This is a genomic window from Streptomyces tendae (assembly GCF_014650435.1).
GTDB classification, from domain to species: Bacteria; Actinomycetota; Actinomycetes; order Streptomycetales; family Streptomycetaceae; genus Streptomyces; species Streptomyces tendae.
This window is the reverse complement of record NZ_BMUY01000001.1, coordinates 766,676-784,070: the sequence shown is the minus strand read 5'-3', so window position 1 is coordinate 784,070 and position 17,395 is coordinate 766,676. Positions and strand designations below refer to the sequence as shown.

The window sequence follows — 17,395 nt, the reverse complement described above, 5'->3', positions numbered from 1 at the left end:
GAGCCTATCGGCCCGCGCGGACACCCCGATCGTGCGGTTCGTCACCGACCGGCTCGGCCAGCAGCAGCTTCTCCAGCGCCGCCCGGTCCGGCAGCCCCTGGGGCCGGACGACCTCTCCGGTGCGCACGTACAGGAAGGCGGCCGTCACGGAGGTGGGCGGCACGTGCTGCTGCTCGGCCCAGGCGATGCGGTAGAGCGCGAGCTGGAGCGGGTCGGCGGTGGCGGCGCGGTTCGTCTTCCAGTCGACGATCTCGTACGTCGCGGTGTCTCCGTCGCCCTCCTTGTAGACGGCGTCGATGCGGCCGCGTACGACCCGGCCGGCGAGCGAGAGCTGGAAGGGCGCCTCGACGCGGAAGGGAGTGCGACGGGCGTACTCGGTGCGCTCGAAGGCGTCCTTCAGGAACTCCAGATCCTGTTCGTCGGCGATCTCGGCGTCGCCGCCGGGCAGCTCCTCCGGTTCCAGCAGAGGCAGCCTCAGGGGTTCGAAACGGGCCTCGACCCAGGCGTGGAACCGGGTGCCGCGGCGGGCGGCGGGTTGCGGCGGGCGGGGCATGGGGCGGGCCAGCTCCTGGGCGAAGCCGTCCGGGTCGGCGGCCAGGCTCAGCAACTGGGAGGCGGTCAGCGACGCCGGCAGGGGCACTTCGGTGACGCTCTCGCGGGCACGCAGGAGCTCGCCGGTGAGCGCGTCCAGGTCGCGGTCCCAGGAGGCGACGGTGCGGGCCTCCTCCGGCGTGAGGCGGGCGGGTGCGGGGACGGGCGGGGTTGGGGGTGCGGGTGCGGGGCCCGGTGGCTGCTGGTGGCGCGTCGCCTGGTGCGGGACCGCGAGGCTCTCCCGTGGGACGGCGGGACGATCCGTGGTCCAGGTGTCCCAGTCGGCGGGGTCCCCAGCCGAATCCCGGTCCGCGGGGCCCTTCGCCCGGTCGGGGTCCCGTTCCTCCGGGAACGCCTCCTCGTCCGCCGGGGGTGGCGGCCAGTCCGGGTCGTCGTAGGTGTCGGGATCGAGGTCGGCGTGGCCGTCTTCCGCAGCGGCGAGGCCGTCCAGGTGGGCGAGGACCGTCTCGGCGGCGGCCCGGCGCCGGGCGAGTGCCTCGTCGTCCAGGGGCAGGGGCCAGACCTCGTCGACGGTCGCCCGGTGCAGGGCCGGGTTCTCCTCGTCCTCGGCCGGTTCGTCCGCCCATGCCTCGATCTCGCCGTGTCCGGCGGCGCAGTGCTCGTACAGCGCCGTGAGGAAGTCCGAGGGACCGCGGGGCTTCTTCTGGCTGGGTCCCCACCAGTGTCCGGAGCCCAGGAGCAGGGAGCGGGGGCGGGTGAAGGTGACGTAGCCGAGGCGCAGCTCCTCGGTGTGCTGGTGGTCCTTCATGGCCTCGTGGAAGGTCTTCAGGCCGCGGGAGTCCCAGGAGACGACGTCGGGCAGGGTCTCGGCGTCGCCGCGCAGGCCGTGCGGCAGCACCTTGCCCTGGGCGGTCCACTTCTCCCGGCCCTGTCCGCTGGGGAAGGTCCCGGTGACCAGGCCGGGCACGGCGACGACGTCCCACTCCAGGCCCTTGGACTTGTGCGCGGTGAGCACCTTGACGGTGTTCTCGCCGCCCGGCAGTGCGTTGTCCAGGCCCTTCTCGTACTGCGCGGCGGTGCGCAGGAAGCCCAGGAAGGCGAGCAGGGTGGCCTCACCGTCGCCCGCGGCGAAGGAGGCGGCGACGTCGAGGAAGTTGGACAGGGTCTCGCGGCGGCGGGCCGCCAAGGCGTGCGGGGACGCCGACAGCTCGACCTCCAGACCTGTGACGGCGAGGACGCGGTACAGGACGTCCATGAGCGGGTCGGACAGGGACCGGCGCAGATCGCGCAGCTCGGTGGCCAACCGGGCGAACCGCACGCGCGCGTCGGCCGAGAAGGGCAGCCCGTCATCGTCCCCGGTGCCGTCCAGCGGCGTCTCCAGGAAGGTGTCCAGGGCGTCCGCCAGCGATATCACCTCGGACGGGTCGACTCCCTCGACGGCCTCGGCGAGCCTCCGGTCGGGGTCGTCGTCGCCCTCCACGCGCGCGTGGCTCACCAGCAGCCGGGCACGGCGGCCCAGGAGGGCCAGGTCACGCGGGCCGATGCGCCAGCGCGGGCCGGAGAGCAGGCGCACCAGGGAGGCGTTGGCGCCCGGGTCCTGGAGTACCTCGCAGACGGCGACCAGGTCGGCCACCTCGGGCAGGTGCAGCAGTCCGGAGAGGCCGACGACCTCGACGGGGACGTCGCGGGCGACCAGCGCGCCCTGGATCTCCGCGAAGTCGGTCGCCGTGCGGCACAGGACGGCGATCTCCCCGGGCGCCGTGCCGGTGCGCACGAGGTGGGCGACGGAGTCGGCGATCCAGCCGATCTCCTCGGCGTGGGTGCGCAGCAGGGCGCAGCGGACCGTGCCGTCGCGTTCGGCGCCGGGGGCGGGGCGCAGGGCCTCCACGCCCGCGTGCATGGCGCGCAGGGGCTCGGCGAGGCCGTTGGCGAGGTCGAGGAGGCGGCCGCCGCTGCGGCGGTTCTCGCTCAGCGCCTGGCGGGCCGCCGGGCGTCCGTCCGCGTGGGCGAAGTGCTCGGGGAAGTCGTCGAGGTTGGCGACGGAGGCGCCCCGCCAGCCGTAGATGGCCTGGCAGGGGTCGCCCACGGCGGTCACGGGATGGCCGGTGCCGCCGCCGAACAGACCCGCGAGGAGGATGCGCTGGGCCACTGAGGTGTCCTGGTACTCGTCGAGCAGCACGACCCGGTACTCGTCGCGCAGCACGCGGCCCACCTCGGGGAGCCCGGCGAGCCGGGCCGACAGGGCGATCTGGTCGCCGAAGTCGAGCAGGTCCCGCTCGCGTTTCGCGGCTCGGTACCGGATCACCAGGTCGGCCAGTTCGCGGCGGGCGGCGGCGGCCTCGGGGACCTTGCGCAGATCGGCGTTGCCGAGCCGGACGCCCTCCAGGGTGTCCAGGAGGCCGGCGTCCCAGGTGCGCAGGTCTTCGGGGCGTACGAGGTGCTCGGCGAGTTCGGCGTCGAGGGCGAGGAGGTCGCTGACCAGGTCGGCGAAGGACCGGGTGAGCGCCGGGTAGGGACCGGGGGCCTCGCGCAGGACCCGCGCGGCGAGCTGGTAGCGGGTGGCGTCGGCGAGCAGGCGGGACGTCGGTTCAAGACCGAGGCGCAGGCCGTGGTCGGTCAGCAGGCGGCCCGCGAAGGCGTGGTACGTCGAGATCGCCGGCTCGCCCGGCGGGTCGTCCGGGTCGATCACGTCCGGGTCGGTCACGCCCGCTCTGATCAGGGCCTTGCGGACGCGTTCGGCGAGTTCGCCGGCCGCCTTGTTGGTGAAGGTGAGGCCCAGGACCTGTTCCGGGGCGACCTGGCCGGTGCCGACCAGCCACACCACGCGCGCGGCCATGACCGTCGTCTTGCCCGACCCGGCTCCGGCCACGATCACCTGCGGGGCGGGCGGCGCGACGATGCAGGCCGTCTGCTCCGGGGTGAAGGGGATGCCGAGGAGCTCCTTGAGCTGCTCGGGATCGGTGATGTGGGCGGGCACGTCAGAGAGGCTAGCTGCGGTCACTGACAGCGGGTGCCGGATGGCCTCTCGGGGCCGGGGAAGCGCAGGTCAGAGCATGTGGTGCGACGTGTCACACCGGCTGCTCGGCTTGACCGGCGCGACTCCGGTCCCTACGCCGGTCCCCGGCTCCCGTCGCTCACTCCACGACGTGCCGCCCCTCGGGCCGTGCGCTGCAGGACGCGCGGAAGGCGCAGTGGGTGCAGTGCTGGCCCGCAGTCGGGGTGAACCGTTCGTCGAGTACCTTGCCCGCGGCCGTGGCCAGCAGGTCGCCGACCCACTCGCCCTCGGGCCCGTCCTGCGAGTCCTGCGCCTGCACCTTGGGCAGGGTCTCGCCGCCGTCCCGCTTGGGCGCGCCCTGGCGCAGGTGGACGAGTTCGGCGCCGCCCGGTTCGGGGCGTACGCCGTCGAAGGCCTCGTCGACGGCGCCCTCGCGGACGGCGAGCTGGTACACGGCGAGCTGGGGGTGGCGGGCCACTTCCGAGGACGTGGGCGCGTGTTTGCCGGTCTTGAAGTCGACGACGTAGGCGCGGCCGTCGCCGTCGGCCTCCACGCGGTCCATCTGGCCCCGGATGCGCACCTGGTAGTCGCCCGCCTCCAGGGTCACGTCGAAGTCGTGCTCGCTCGTCACCGGGGTGCGCCCGGCACGGTCCATGACGTGCCACTTCAGGAAGCGTTCGAGTGCCACGCGCGCGGTGGCCTTCTCCTGGGCCGACTTCCAGGGCGCGTCGAAGGCGAGCGCGTTCCACACGGAGTCCAGGCGCTCCATGAGGACGGCGAGGTCGGCGGGGGTGTGTCCGGAGGCCACCTCGTCGGCGAGCACGTGCACGACGTTGCCGAAGCCCTGGGCCGTGGTGGCGGGCGCGTCGGCCTTCACCTCACGGCCGAGGAACCACTGCAGGGCGCAGGTGTTGGCCAACTGGTCCAGGGCGCTTCCGGAAAGGGTGACGGGCTGGTCGCGGTCGCGCAGGGGCACCTTGCTCTCGGTCGGGTCCCACATTCCCCACCAGCGGTAGGGGTGGGCGGACGGCACCAGGGGGCGGCCGTCCTCGTCGGTCAGCGCCGCGAGGCGGGCCAGACGCCGCGCGGCGGCCTCCCGCAGGGGCGCGGAGACGCGGGGGTCGACGGTGGTGGCCCGCAGTTCGGCGACGAGTGCCGCGACGGCCAGCGGGCGGCGCGGACGACCGGTGACGTCGGCGGGTTCCACGCCGAGTTCGGTCAGGAACCGGGACGGCTGGTCGCCGTCGTCGGCCGGGGCCTTCACCGCGGTCACGACGAGACGTTCACGCGCGCGCGTGGCGGCCACGTAGAACAGGCGGCGCTCCTCGGCGAGCAGGGCTCCGGGGGTGAGGGGTTCGGCGAGTCCGTCGCGGCCGATCCGGTCGGCCTCCAGGAGGGAGCCGCGGCGGCGCAGGTCCGGCCACAGGCCCTCCTGGACGCCCGCGACGACGACCAGCCGCCACTCCAGGCCCTTGGCGCGGTGCGCGGTCATCAGACGGACGGCGTCGGGGCGTACCGCACGCCGCGCGAGGGTGTCGGCCGCGATGTCCTCGGCATCGACCTCCTCCAGGAAGTTCAGGGCGCCCCGGCCACCGGAGCGCTCCTCCGCGCGGGCGGCCGTCGCGAACAGCGCGCACACGGCGTCCAGGTCGCGGTCGGCGTTGCGGCCGGCCGCGCCGCCGCGCCGGGCGGAGCGTTCCAGGCGGCTGGGCCACGGGGTGCCGTCCCACAGGTCCCACAGCGCCTCCTCGGCGCTGCCGCCTCCCGCCAGGCGCTCACGTGCCCGGCGCAGCAGCGCGCCGAGCCGCTGGGCCCCGCGCGCGTACGCGGGGTCGTGCACGGCGAGTCGCTCCGGCTCGGCCAGCGCCCGCGCGAGCAGTTCGTCCGAGGGCGGCGGCAGTGGGTTGCCGGCGGCTCGCTGCTCGTCGCGCAGTGCACGGCCGAGGCGGCGCAGGTCCGCTGCGTCCATACCGGCGAGGGGGGACGTGAGCAGGGTGAGGGCGGTCTCGGTGGGCAGCCAGCACGGCTCGTCCGCGCGGTGTGCGCGTTCACCGCGCGCGGGCTCCGCCTCGGTGTCGGCGTCCGTGGCGTCGTCCGTGTATGCGTCCGTGGCGGCGTCGGCCTCCTCGTCGGCCACGGGCTCGCGCGCGGGTGCGTCCGTTGACGCCGCCTCGGGTACGGCCTGCTCGGCCGCGGCGTCGGTGCCGGTGTCGGCCCTGTCCGCGCCGTCGGCCTGCCCACCGGGCGGTCCGTCGGCCTGCCCACCGGGCGGTCCGTCGGGCTGCCCACCGGGCGGTCCGTCGGCTCGCGCCTCCCTCGCCTTCCCGTCCGCCGCCTTCCCGTCCGCTCCGCTCCCGGGCTGCTCCCCCGCCCCCGTCGCCGCCTCCGCCACGGCTCGCAGCGCCGTCAGCAGGGGCGCCACCGCGGGCTCGTGGCGCAGGGGGAGGTCGTCGCCGTCGATGTCCAGAGGGACGCCGGCCGCGGTGAGGACCCGGCGGAGCGTGGGGATCGTGCGCGAACCGGCGCGTACCAGGACGGCCATCTCGCTCCACGGGACACCGTCCTCCAGGTGCGCCCGGCGCAGGATGTCGGCGATGTTGTCCAGCTCGGTGCCGGAGGTCGGGTATGTGTACACCTCGACCCGCCCGCCGTCCCGCGCCGGGGTCAGCTCACGGTGGGCGCGGACCTTGTCGGCGGGAAGGCGGGTCAGCGGCATGCGCCGGGTCAGCAGCCGGGTGGCGGTCAGCAGGGCCTCCCCGGACCGGCGGGCGGTCCGCAGCACCTCGACCGGCGCCGACCGGCCGTCCGCGCGCGGGAAGGCGGTCGGGAAGTCCAGGATGCCGTTGACGTCCGCGCCCCGGAAGGCGTAGATCGACTGGTCGGGGTCGCCGAAGGCGACGAGGGTGCGCCCGCCGTCCGCCAGGGCGTGCAGCAGCCGCACCTGGGCCGGGTCGGTGTCCTGGTACTCGTCGACGTACACCGCGTCGTACTGGGCGGTCAGGTGCGCGGCGACCTCGGGACGGCGGGCGAGGAGCACCGCGCGGTGGACCAGTTCGGCGTAGTCGAGTACGCCCTGCAGGTCGAGCACGTCGAGGTACTCGGCGAGGAAGAGGGCGGCGGCGCGCCAGTCGGGGCGGCCGATGCGCCGGGCGAAGGCCCCGAGGGCATCCGGGCCGAGTCCCAGTTCGCGGCTGCGGGCGAGCACCGCGCGGACCTCGTCGGCGAAGCCGCGTGTGGTCAGGCAGGCCCGCAGCTCGTCGGGCCAGCGCACATGGGCGAGCCCGAGCCGTTCCAGATCCACCTGGCCGGCGAGCAGTTCGCGCACCGTCACGTCCTGCTCCGGGCCGGACAGCAGTCGCAGGGGCTCCACGAACAGGTCGCTGTCCTGGTGGGCGCGGACCAGCGCGTAACCGAAGGAGTGAAAGGTCGTCGCCCGGGGAGCACGCGCGGCGCCGATGCGCAGCGCCATCCGGTCGCGCAGTTCGACGGCCGCCTTGCGGCTGAAGGTCAGCACCAGGATGCGCTCGGGGTCGCCGCCCCTGGCGATCCGCTCCGCCACCGACTCGACCAGTGTGGTCGTCTTGCCGGTGCCTGGCCCGGCCAGGACGAGCAGTGGTCCGGCCCGGTGGTCAACCACGGCGCGCTGTGCGGCGTCCAGACGAGGGGGGCCCACGCGTGCCGGCGGGGTACGCACCAGTCGGTAAGCGCCACGGCTCCCCCGTCGCACCTGGGGGTGCGACGGGTGTCCGGTGGAGGAAGAGGAGCTCACGTGGTTCGCCGGTCCTGGTGGGTGTGCTGGTGGGCCGTCCGCGCCCCGGGTGGGGCGGTGGCCACGGGATGAGGGGGACGCGTGCGGCCGACGCTACGCCGACGAAAGAGGCGGAAGCAGCGCTTCCTCTTCTTCCCTCGGGTCACTCGAGGCACGAGCGCCCCCTGCCCCACGAACGTACGTCATGCCACGGACATGCCCGAAGTGTCCGGTTTACCTCGTACGGATCACACGTCACACATCGGCCGGTCGGATGGCGGAAGCTGTCAGGTGTGACCCCGTGCGCGTCAGCCGTGCTCCTGTGCGCGTCCACCGCCGTCCCACCGCGCCCGCTTCAGGTCGAGGCGCGGCAGGTGCCCCTCGGCGGCTCTGCTCGCCTCCTTCAGAGGCGTGCCCTCCTCGCGGTAGCGGTCGAGGGCCTCCAGTTCGTGCCCCGCGAGCAGCACCCCGTCCGCGCGGACGACACGCCACCAGGGGACGCCTCCCCCGTAGAGGGACATCACCCGGCCGACCTGGCGGGGTCCCCCCTCCTCCAGGTACTCGGCCACGTCCCCGTACGTCATGACGCGGCCCGGCGGGATCACTTCGGTCACGTCGAGGACCCGCTCGGCGTACTCGGGCAGCGCGTCCGCGTTCTCCGGACGGACTCCGTCCGGAAGGCTCTGCTCGCTCATCCGCCCCATCCTGCCGTACCCCTCCGACAACGCGACGCACTCCCGAAGGCCCGCGTCCCTCGCCCGCAAGCGGCTCTTCGGGCAGACTGTGCGGCCCGCACGGGCACCCTGATGCCTGCCGAGTCCGACGCGGCATGCCACCATCGTGCGGGCGGTGACCAGTGATACGAGAGCAAGAAGAGGCGATGAAGCAGCAGGGTGTGCACCCCGAGGACGCCGAGGGCACCTCTGACGCTTCGTCGCGCCCGGACGCCGCGGAGGCGGGCGACGGGGAGACCGGCGAGCGGGTGGCCGAAGGCCCGTCGGCGACCGCCGCCGACCCCGACGACGTGGCGCACATCGACGAGGTCGAGGGCGACGAACCACTGCTCCCCGCGCGCGTGCACCGCCCCTCCGACCTGGTGCGCCTCCTGGTGGGCGTACTCGCCGTCGCCGTACTCCTGGCCATCGCCGCCTTCGCCCACGGCACCACCTCGGGCCTCGAACAGGACATCAACAAGGGCACCGGGCAGGCCCCCGACCTCCTCATCAAGATCGCGGGGCTGGCCTCCAGCATCGCGATCCTCCTGGTGCCCGTCGCGTTCGCGATCGAGCGGCTGATCAAACGGGACGGGCTGCGGATCGCCGACGGCGTACTGGCGGCGGTCCTCGCGCACGGAGTGACCCTCGCCACCGACCTGTGGGTCGCCAAGGCCGCTCCGGGCTCCATCAAGGAGGCGCTCACCCAGCCGTCCCCGGGCGACATCCACGCGCTGACCGACCCCGTGCACGGCTACCTCGCCCCGGTCATCGCGTACATGACGGCCGTCGGCATGTCCCGCAGACCCCGCTGGCGCGCGGTGCTGTGGATCGTGCTGCTCCTCGACGCCTTCTCGATGCTCGTCACGGGCTACACGACGCCGTTCTCGATCATCCTGACCGTCCTCATCGGCTGGACCGTCGCCTACGGCACCTTGTATGCCGTCGGTTCCCCGAACGTCCGGCCCACCGGCCGGACGCTGATGGCGGGCCTGCGGCACGTCGGCTTCCGGCCGGTGACCGCGGCCCGGCAGGAGGCGCCGTCCGACAGCGTCGAGACCGGGGACCGCGGCCGCCGCTACTTCGTCACGCTGGAGGACGGCCGACCGCTCGACGTGACGGTGGTGGACCGGGAACAGCAGGCCCAGGGCTTCTTCTACCGCGCCTGGCGCAACCTGACGCTGCGCGGCTTCGCCACCCGCAGCAGCCTCCCCTCGCTGCGGCAGGCCCTGGAGCAGGAGGCGCTGCTCGCCTACGCCGCCATCGCGGCCGGTGCCAACGCCCCCAAGCTGATCGCGACGTCGGAGCTGGGTCCCGACGCCGTGATGCTCGTCTACGAGCACACCGGCGGGCGCACCCTGGACTCGCTGGCGGACGAGGACATCACCGACGACCTGCTGCGCGGCACCTGGGAGCAGGTACAGGCCCTGCAGTCGCGGCGCATCGCGCACCGCAGGCTGGTGGGCGACGCGATCCTGGTGGATCGTTCCGGCACGGTGATCCTCACCGACCTGCGCATCGGCGAGATCGCCGCCGGCGACCTGCTGCTGCGCATGGACATCTCCCAGCTCCTGGTGACACTCGGCCTGCGGGTCGGCGCCGAACGCGCGGTCGCCTCCGCGGTGGCCGTCCTCGGCCCCGACACGGTGGCGGACTGCCTGCCCATGCTCCAGCCCATCGCGCTCAGCCGCTCCACGCGCGCGACCCTGCGCAGGCTGGCGCGGGAACGCGCCCAGCGCGAGCGCGAGGCGGTCCTGGAGTCGTCCCGGCAGGCCAAGCTGGCACGCGCGGAGGCGGCCGGCCACGACGCCACGAGCCCCGCGTCCGGTAAAGCCGACCAGCCGACCCAGGCCGACAGACCGGACAAGAAGGCCGTACGCGCCGAGCAGCGGGCCGAGAAGCGGGCCGTGGACGAGGCCATCGAGGAGGCCCGCGAGGAGGATCTGCTCACCCAGATCCGCCACGCGGTGCTGCGCATCAGGCCGCAGGCGCCCGTCGAGCCGGCCCGGCTGGAGCGGGTGCGGCCGCGCACCCTGATCAGCTTCATCGCCGGCGCGATCGGCGCCTACTTCCTGCTGACGCAGCTCACCCACATCGAGTTCGGCCCCCTGATCTCGAACGCCCAGTGGGGCTGGGTGGCGGCGGCCGTGCTGTTCTCGGCGGCGAGCTACGTCGCGGCGGCGATGTCCCTGCTGGGCTTCGTGCCGGAGAAGGTGCCATTCCTGCGGACCGTGGCCGCGCAGGTCGCCGGATCGTTCGTGAAGATCGTCGCCCCCGCCGCCGTCGGCGGCGTCGCGCTGAACACCCGCTTCCTGCAACGCGCGGGCGTGCGCCCCGGACTCGCGGTGGCGAGTGTCGGGGCGTCGCAGTTGTTCGGGCTCGGCTGCCACATCCTGATGCTGTTGTCCTTCGGCTATCTGACCGGCACCGAGAAGACGCCGTCGCTGTCGCCGTCCAGGACGGTCATCGCGGGCCTGCTGACGGTGGCGGTCCTGGTGCTCGTGGTGACGTCGGTGCCGTTCCTGCGCAAATTCGTCGTCACGCGCGTGCGGTCGCTCTTCGCCGGGGTCGTACCGCGCATGCTGGACGTGTTGCAGCGGCCGCAGAAGCTGATCACCGGCATCGGCGGCATGCTGCTGCTCACGGCCTGCTTCGTGATGTGCCTGGACGCCTCGATCCGCGCCTTCGGCGACGAGTCGTCGTCGATCAGTCTGGCGAGCGTCGCGGTCGTCTTCCTCGCGGGCAACGCCCTGGGGTCCGCCGCGCCGACGCCGGGCGGTGTGGGCGCGGTGGAGGCCACGCTGACGGTCGGTCTGATCGCCGTCGGCCTGCCCAAGGAGGTCGCCGCGCCCGCGGTGCTGCTCTACCGGCTGCTCACCCTGTGGCTGCCCGTACTGCCGGGCTGGCTGGTCTTCAACCACCTCACGCGCAAAGAGGCCCTGTAACCGGACGCGGGAGGGGCGCTCCGTACCCCGTACGGCCCTGGCCCCGAGCAAGTGCTCCCGCGCGACCGCACGATGGACGCATGCCGAATCCCTCCCGGCTGCGCGCCGCCGCTCTGACCGCCACCGCCCTCGTGCTGTCCGGCCTGCTGGCGGGCTGCGGCGGCGGGTCGCAGGAGGACGACGAGGATCTGACGGGCCAGAAACTGGACTGGAAGGACTGCCCGGCACCGTCCGAGGCCGAGGGCGGCGGCGCGGCCCCCTCTCCCCTGCCGGACGGCGACGAGTGGCAGTGCGCCACCATGAGGGCCCCGCTCGACTGGGACGACCCCGAGGGCGACACGATCGGCCTGGCGCTGATCCGCGCCGAGGCCAGCGGCGCGGCGGACCGGCGGATCGGCTCTCTCGTCTTCAACTTCGGCGGGCCGGGCGGGTCGGGGGTCACCACGCTGCCCGCGTTCGGTCAGGACTACGCGAAACTGCGCACCCGCTACGACCTGGTCAGCTTCGACCCGCGCGGCGTCGGCCGCAGCGACCCCGTGGAGTGCCTGGACGACAAGCAGCTCGACACCTATTTCCAGCAGGACGCCACCCCCGACGACCAGGCCGAACGCACCGACCTGGTGGACAACACGGAGAAGTTCAACGCGGCCTGCGAGAAGAACTCCAAGAAGACCCTGCCGCACGTGCGGACCACCGACGCGGCCCGGGACATGGACCTGATGCGCCAGGTCCTCGGGGACGACAAGCTCCACTACTTCGGCATCTCCTACGGCACCGAACTCGGCGGCGTCTACGCCCACCTCTTCCCCCGGCACGTGGGCCGTGCCGTCTTCGACGCGGTGGTCGACCCGACGCAGACGGCGGAACAGAGCTCGCTGGGCCAGGCGAAGGGGTTCCAGCTGGCGCTCGACAACTTCGCCGAGGACTGCGTGTCGAAGACCGAGGACTGTCCCGTCGGGGACACGGCCGAGGATGTCAAGACACGCATCGCCCGGCTGCTGAAGGGCCTCGACCGCAAACCGATCCCCGGCGTCTTCCCCCGCGAACTCACCGAGACCGCAGCGACCGGCGGCATCGCGCAGGCGTTGTACTCGAAGGACTTCTGGGAGTACCTCACCGAGGGCCTGGAGCAGGCGTACGACGGGGACGGACGGGTCCTCATGGTGCTCTCGGACGCCCTGAACGGGCGCAACGAGGACGGCGAGTACAGCAACATCACCGCGGCGAACGTCGCCATCAACTGCGCCGACGACAAACCCCGCTACGACCCCGCGTACGTGGAAGGCAAGCTGCCCGAGTTCCGGGACGCCTCCCCGCTGTTCGGCGACTACCTCGCCTGGTCCATGCTCAGCTGCACCGACTGGCCGGTCGCCGGAGCCGCCGACCATCCGGACGTCAGCGCCCCCGGCGCACCGCCGATCCTGGTGATCGGCAACACCGGCGACCCCGCGACGCCGTACGAGGGCGCCGGGAGGATGGTGGACGCGCTCGGCAAGGGCGTAGGCGTGGAACTGACCTACAAGGGCCAGGGACACGGCGCCTACGACAGCAAGAACAGGTGCGTGCAGGACGCGGTGCACGGCTATCTGCTCGACGGCCGGGTACCGGCGGCCGGGACCGTGTGCTCCTGACCGCGCCCGGCGCCACGGATCGAGCGAACGGGCAGGTCAGAGCGTTATCCACAGGCGTCGGCGGGCGCTGCCCGCGCCGCCTACCATGGCAGGAACGCCATCCGCCGCACGGCGCGGACGGCTTGCCAGGGGGGAGAGGACATGGCGCATCTCGTCCGGTGGACGGCTCTGACGGCCGCCGCCGCACTGCTGACGGCGGGCTGCAGCGGCGGCTCGTCCGACGAGGACAAGGACGCCGGGGGCAGGAGCAGCGCGGGACCCTCGGCGGCGGCCCCGTCCGGAGTGCCGCAGGCCCTGGCGTCCCAGACGCTGGACTGGACCCGTTGCAAGGGCACCGACGACGCCCCGGCGCCGGACGGCGACTGGCGGTGCGCCACGCTCAAGGCACCGCTGGACTGGTCCGACCCGGACGGCGAGACGATCGATCTCGCACTGATCCGGTCCCGGGCGAGCGGGGACGACCGCATCGGCTCCCTGTTGTTCAACTTCGGCGGCCCCGGCGGATCCGGCGTCTCCATGATGCCGTCCTACGCCGACACCGTCTCCTCCCTGCACGAGCGGTACGACCTGGTGAGCTGGGACCCGCGCGGGGTGGCCGCCAGCGAAGGCGTCCGCTGCCGCACCGACGAGGCGATGGAGGCCGCCGAGTCGGTGGACTCCACGCCGGACACCCCGGCCGAGGAGCAGGCATACCTGGAGGACGCCGCGGACTTCGGCGAGGGCTGCGAGAAGGCCGCCGGCAAGCTCATGGAGCACGTCTCGACCACGGACACCGCTCGCGACATGGACCTGATGCGGCATGTGCTGAGCGACGCGAAGATGCACTACTTCGGCATCTCCTACGGCACCGAGCTCGGCGGCGTGTACGCCCACCTGTTCCCCAAGCACGTGGGTCGCGTGATCCTCGACGCCGTGGTCGATCCGGGCGCCGACACGATGGGCCACGCCGAGAATCAGGCCCGGGGTTTCCAGCGAGCGCTGGACGACTACCTGGAGTCGACCGGGCAGGACCCCGCCCAGGGCTCCCGGAAGATCGCCGACCTGCTGGAGCGCCTGGACGCCGAGCCGCTGCCGACCTCCTCGCCGGGGCGGAAGCTGACGCAGACGCTCGCGCTCACCGGCATCGTGCTGCCGCTGTACAGCGAGAGCGGCTGGCCGACCCTGACCAGTGCGCTGGAGGCGGCCGAGGAGGGCGACGGCTCGGAGTTGCTGGCGCTCGCCGACGGCTACAACGAGCGTGATCCTTCGGGACGCTACGGCACGACGACCCACTCGCAACGGGTCATATCGTGCCTGGACGACAAGCAGCGGCCGACCGTGGAGGAGACGAAGAAGCTGCTGCCGAGGTTCGAGAAGGTCTCGCCGGTCTTCGGCGCCTTCCTCGGCTGGGACACCGCGGGATGGTGCCACGACTGGCCGGTGGCCGGTCAGCACGAGACGCCGGAGGTGAGCGCGCCCGGCGCGGCCCCGGTCCTGGTGGTCGGCAACACGGGCGACCCGGCGACGCCCTACGAGGGTGCCCGCAGGATGGCGGACGAGTTGGGCAAGGACGTCGGCGTGGTGCTGACCTGGAAGGGCGAGGGGCACGGCGCCTACGGGAGCGGGAGCGACTGTGTCGACTCCACGGTGGACGCCTACCTGCTGAAGGGGACGGTACCGAAGGACGGCAAGGTCTGTTCATGACGGCGGCGGGGGCTTCGGGCACCTGCGGTGCGCGAAACCCCCGCCGTCCGGGAAGCGGGTCGGGAAGCCGGTCAGTAGACGGGCTTCTCCGGTTCGATCTGGTTGACCCAGCCGATCACGCCGCCGCCGACGTGGACGGCGTCCGAGAAGCCGGCGGACTTGAGGACCGCGAGGACTTCCGCACTGCGGACACCCGTCTTGCAATTCAAGACGATCTTCTTGTCCTGCGGGAGGCTCTCCAGGGCCGAGCCCATGAGGAACTCGTTCTTCGGGATCAGCCGGGCGCCCGGGATGGAGACGATCTCGAACTCGTTCGGCTCGCGGACGTCGATGAGCTCGATGTTCTCGCCGTCGTCGATCCACTCCTTGAGCTGCTTGGGAGTGATCGTGGAGTCGGCGGCGGCCGCCTGGGCCTCCTCGGACACGACGCCGCAGAATGCCTCGTAGTCGATGAGCTCGGTGACGGTCGGGTTCTCACCGCATACCGCGCAGTCGGGGTCCTTGCGGACCTTGACCTGGCGGTAGGTCATCTCCAGCGCGTCGTAGATCATCAGGCGGCCGACCAGCGGCTCGCCGATGCCGGCGAGGAGCTTGATGGCCTCGTTGGTCTGGATGGAACCGATGGACGCGCACAGCACGCCCAGCACGCCGCCCTCGGCGCAGGAGGGGACCATGCCGGGGGGCGGGGGCTCCGGGTAGAGGCAGCGGTAGCAGGGGCCGTGCTCGGACCAGAAGACGGACGCCTGCCCGTCGAAGCGGTAGATCGAGCCCCAGACGTAGGGCTTGTTCAGCAGCACGCAGGCATCGTTGACCAGGTAGCGGGTCGCGAAGTTGTCCGTGCCGTCGACGATCAGGTCGTACTGGTTGAAGATGTCCATCACGTTGTCGGCCTCGAGCCGCTCCTGGTGCAGGATCACCTCCACCAGCGGGTTGATGCCCTGGATGGTGTCACGGGCGGACTCGGCCTTGGGCCGGCCGATGTCGGCCTGGCTGTGGATGACCTGCCGCTGCAGGTTCGACTCGTCGACCTCGTCGAACTCGATGATGCCGAGCGTGCCGACACCGGCTGCCGCCAGGTACATCAGGGTCGGCGAACCGAGGCCGCCCGCGCCCACGGCGAGCACCTTGGCGTTCTTCAGCCGCTTCTGCCCGTCCATCCCCACGTCGGGGATGATCAGGTGGCGGGAGTACCTGCGGACCTCGTCTACGGTGAGCTCGGCGGCCGGCTCGACCAGGGGTGGCAGCGACACGGGGACTCCGTTGGTCGGTCAGTAATTACGGTTGTTCTGCCAGTAACACTGCCACGGCCTTTTTCATTCCGAGACACCCGTCCCGACTCGCGAGACGATTTCGTCCCAGTAACCGGGCATCGTCTCCCAGGGGTCGGCTCGGCCGCCGCGGTCCGTGCGGTCGGTGAAGTAGATCGTCGCGGCTCCTTGCCAGCGGGCGATGCGCAGCGCTTCCTCCAGGTGCCCGCGCGGCAGACCGTGCACGAAGTGGCAGAAGCGCTCCGGCGGATAGTCGGCGCTCCACTCGGCCGCCTGGGACCAGCGGTAGTCGGCCCAGGTGCCGGAGAAGGTGACGAGTTGGTCGGCGTTCTCGGCGTAGCCGGGGGCGGGGTGGGTGCCGTGGCCCAGGACGATGTGGGCATCGTCACGGAGTGTCCGCAGGGTGGTGACCGTGCGGCGGACCTCGGGGAGGGCGGCCCGGTCGGACGGGCAGTGGGCGAGGAGGAAGCCGTCGACCTGGTACCAGTCGAGGTACCGGTGGGCGTCGGAGATCTGTTCGCCCAGGCTGCGGGCTCCGTACGCGGTCTCGAGATGGCCGAGGACGCGGACGCCCGCGTTGCGCAGACGACCGGCGGCCTCCAGGCACCGCGGGTCGGGGTGCGCGCCGGGGCCGTCGGCGATGTTGAGGACGACCCAGTGCAGCGGGGTGCCGGGACAGGTGAGGCCGGCCCACTCGTCGGGAGCGACGAGTGGGTGGGCCAGCCCCGGGACACCCAGTCCGGTTCGGACACCGGTGCTCGCGGTGCCCACTCTGGTACTGGTCAGATACGGCATGCCGCCTCCATCCAGATGTCGGCGAGGGACTCTTCGAGGCCGATCCGGGGCCGCCAGCCGAGCCGGTCACGCGCGGTGCGCACGTCGGCCTGCTGCCAGCTGCCGCAGCCGTCGGGGTACGGGTGGGGGGCGGCCGGTGCCGCGTGCTCGGAGTCGGCGCGCTCGCCTCGGCCTCCGAGGGGGTCCGGGCGGTGATGGCCGAGGGCGTCGGCCCGGTGGTGACCGAGGGCGTCGACGCGGTGGCCGACGGACTCCGTGCGGGGGTGGCCGATGGTGGGCCGCAACGCGCCGGGGGGGCCGTCGAGTTCGTGCAGGGCGCCGCCGTAACCGGCGACCCGGGCGAGCGTGGCGGCGGCGTCGCGCAGGCGGACGGCGCGGCCGGAGCCGATGTTGATGACGCCCTGGGCGGCGGAGAGGGAGGCGGCGTGCACCGCGCGGGCGACGTCCCGGACGTCGATGAAGTCCCGCTGCGCGCCGAGGCCGCCGAGCCGCAGCTCACCGTCGCCGGACTGCATCGCGCGGCGCATCGCCTCGGCGAGCCGGCCCAGCGGGGAGCCGGCGGGCGTGCCGGGCCCCGCGGGCGAGAAGACCCGCAGGACGACGGCGTCCAGGCCAGAGCCGAGCACAAGCTCGGTCGCGGCGAGTTTGCTGACGCCGTAGGGACCACCGGGGCGGGGCACGGCGTCCTCCGCGGTCGAGGAGCCGGGCTGGCTGGGACCGTACTCGGCGCTGCAGCCGACCTGCACCAGGCGGGCGCCGCAGCCGCTGCGGCGCAGGGCCTCGCAGACGGTGGCGACGGCGACGGTGTTGTGCCGGGTGAGTTCGCGGGCGCCGCCCCGGGTGGCGCCCGCGCAGTTGACGACCACTCCGGGGTGCACCGCGTCGAGGAAGCGGGTGAGGGCGCCGGGGCTTCCGGTGGCGAGGTCGAAGCGGACGTCGGCGTCGTCACCCCGGCCGAGGGCGGTGAGCTGGACGGCCGGGTCGGCGAGCAGACGGTCGGCGACGAAGCGGCCGATGTAGCCGTTGGCTCCGATCAGCAGGACTCTCATCGGGCGGCTCCCGGTG

Annotated in this window: 9 protein-coding genes; 3 read left to right on the top strand and 6 right to left on the bottom strand. The window is 73.0% G+C overall.

Features of this window, described 5'->3' with window-relative positions; genetic code table 11:
• Positions 1-4: 4 nt before the first annotated feature.
• The 3 genes from IE258_RS03605 to IE258_RS03595 all read right to left on the bottom strand — a co-directional run bounded on the left by IE258_RS03605 (position 5) and on the right by IE258_RS03595 (position 7,990).
• Positions 5-3,529, bottom strand: coding sequence for an ATP-dependent helicase (locus IE258_RS03605; protein WP_189738781.1), 3,525 nt, complete (start codon positions 3,527-3,529; stop codon positions 5-7).
• A 157-nt stretch (positions 3,530-3,686) separates the two neighbouring features.
• Positions 3,687-7,316, bottom strand: coding sequence for a UvrD-helicase domain-containing protein (locus IE258_RS03600; protein ID WP_189738778.1), 3,630 nt, complete (start codon positions 7,314-7,316; stop codon positions 3,687-3,689).
• A 287-nt stretch (positions 7,317-7,603) separates the two neighbouring features.
• A complete protein-coding gene (locus tag IE258_RS03595; RefSeq protein ID WP_308434121.1) occupies positions 7,604-7,990 on the bottom strand; it encodes an MGMT family protein in 387 nt (128 codons plus the stop codon).
• A 185-nt stretch (positions 7,991-8,175) separates the two neighbouring features.
• Here IE258_RS03595 and IE258_RS03590 point away from each other — a divergent pair, with 185 nt between their 5' ends.
• From IE258_RS03590 to IE258_RS03580, 3 genes are all read left to right on the top strand, one after another.
• The gene (locus IE258_RS03590) at positions 8,176-10,953 is read left to right on the top strand and encodes a lysylphosphatidylglycerol synthase transmembrane domain-containing protein (protein WP_189738772.1); all 2,778 of its coding nucleotides are present in this window, start codon (positions 8,176-8,178) and stop codon (positions 10,951-10,953) included.
• An 80-nt stretch (positions 10,954-11,033) separates the two neighbouring features.
• A complete protein-coding gene (locus IE258_RS03585) occupies positions 11,034-12,584 on the top strand; it encodes an alpha/beta hydrolase (RefSeq protein WP_189738768.1) in 1,551 nt (516 codons plus the stop codon).
• A gap of 141 nt (positions 12,585-12,725) precedes the next feature.
• Entirely contained in the window at positions 12,726-14,267 is a 1,542-nt protein-coding gene (locus tag IE258_RS03580) for an alpha/beta hydrolase (protein ID WP_189738765.1), read from the top strand.
• Positions 14,268-14,338: 71 nt separating this feature from the next.
• On the opposite strand, the gene moeZ is transcribed toward IE258_RS03580, so the two are convergent.
• From moeZ to IE258_RS03565, 3 genes are all read right to left on the bottom strand, one after another.
• A complete protein-coding gene (gene moeZ / locus IE258_RS03575) occupies positions 14,339-15,517 on the bottom strand; it encodes an adenylyltransferase/sulfurtransferase MoeZ (protein WP_159324251.1) in 1,179 nt (392 codons plus the stop codon).
• Between the two features lie 63 nt (positions 15,518-15,580).
• A complete protein-coding gene (locus tag IE258_RS03570; protein ID WP_189738761.1) occupies positions 15,581-16,330 on the bottom strand; it encodes a spherulation-specific family 4 protein in 750 nt (249 codons plus the stop codon).
• Entirely contained in the window at positions 16,318-17,379 is a 1,062-nt protein-coding gene (locus tag IE258_RS03565) for an SDR family oxidoreductase (RefSeq protein ID WP_189738758.1), read from the bottom strand. The genes IE258_RS03570 and IE258_RS03565 overlap by 13 nt, the downstream gene beginning before the upstream one ends.
• Between the last annotated feature and the right edge of the window lie 16 nt (positions 17,380-17,395).

Excerpts from the sequence above, each read along its gene's own strand:
- IE258_RS03595 (WP_308434121.1), bottom strand. The coding sequence starts at position 7,990 with ATGAGCGAGCAGAGCCTTCCGGACGGAGTCCGTCCGGAGAACGCGGAC.
- IE258_RS03590 (WP_189738772.1), top strand. The coding sequence starts at position 8,176 with ATGAAGCAGCAGGGTGTGCACCCCGAGGACGCCGAGGGCACCTCTGAC.
- IE258_RS03585 (WP_189738768.1), top strand. The coding sequence starts at position 11,034 with ATGCCGAATCCCTCCCGGCTGCGCGCCGCCGCTCTGACCGCCACCGCC.
- IE258_RS03580 (WP_189738765.1), top strand. The coding sequence starts at position 12,726 with ATGGCGCATCTCGTCCGGTGGACGGCTCTGACGGCCGCCGCCGCACTG.
- IE258_RS03570 (WP_189738761.1), bottom strand. The coding sequence starts at position 16,330 with ATGCCGTATCTGACCAGTACCAGAGTGGGCACCGCGAGCACCGGTGTC.
- IE258_RS03565 (WP_189738758.1), bottom strand. The coding sequence starts at position 17,379 with ATGAGAGTCCTGCTGATCGGAGCCAACGGCTACATCGGCCGCTTCGTC.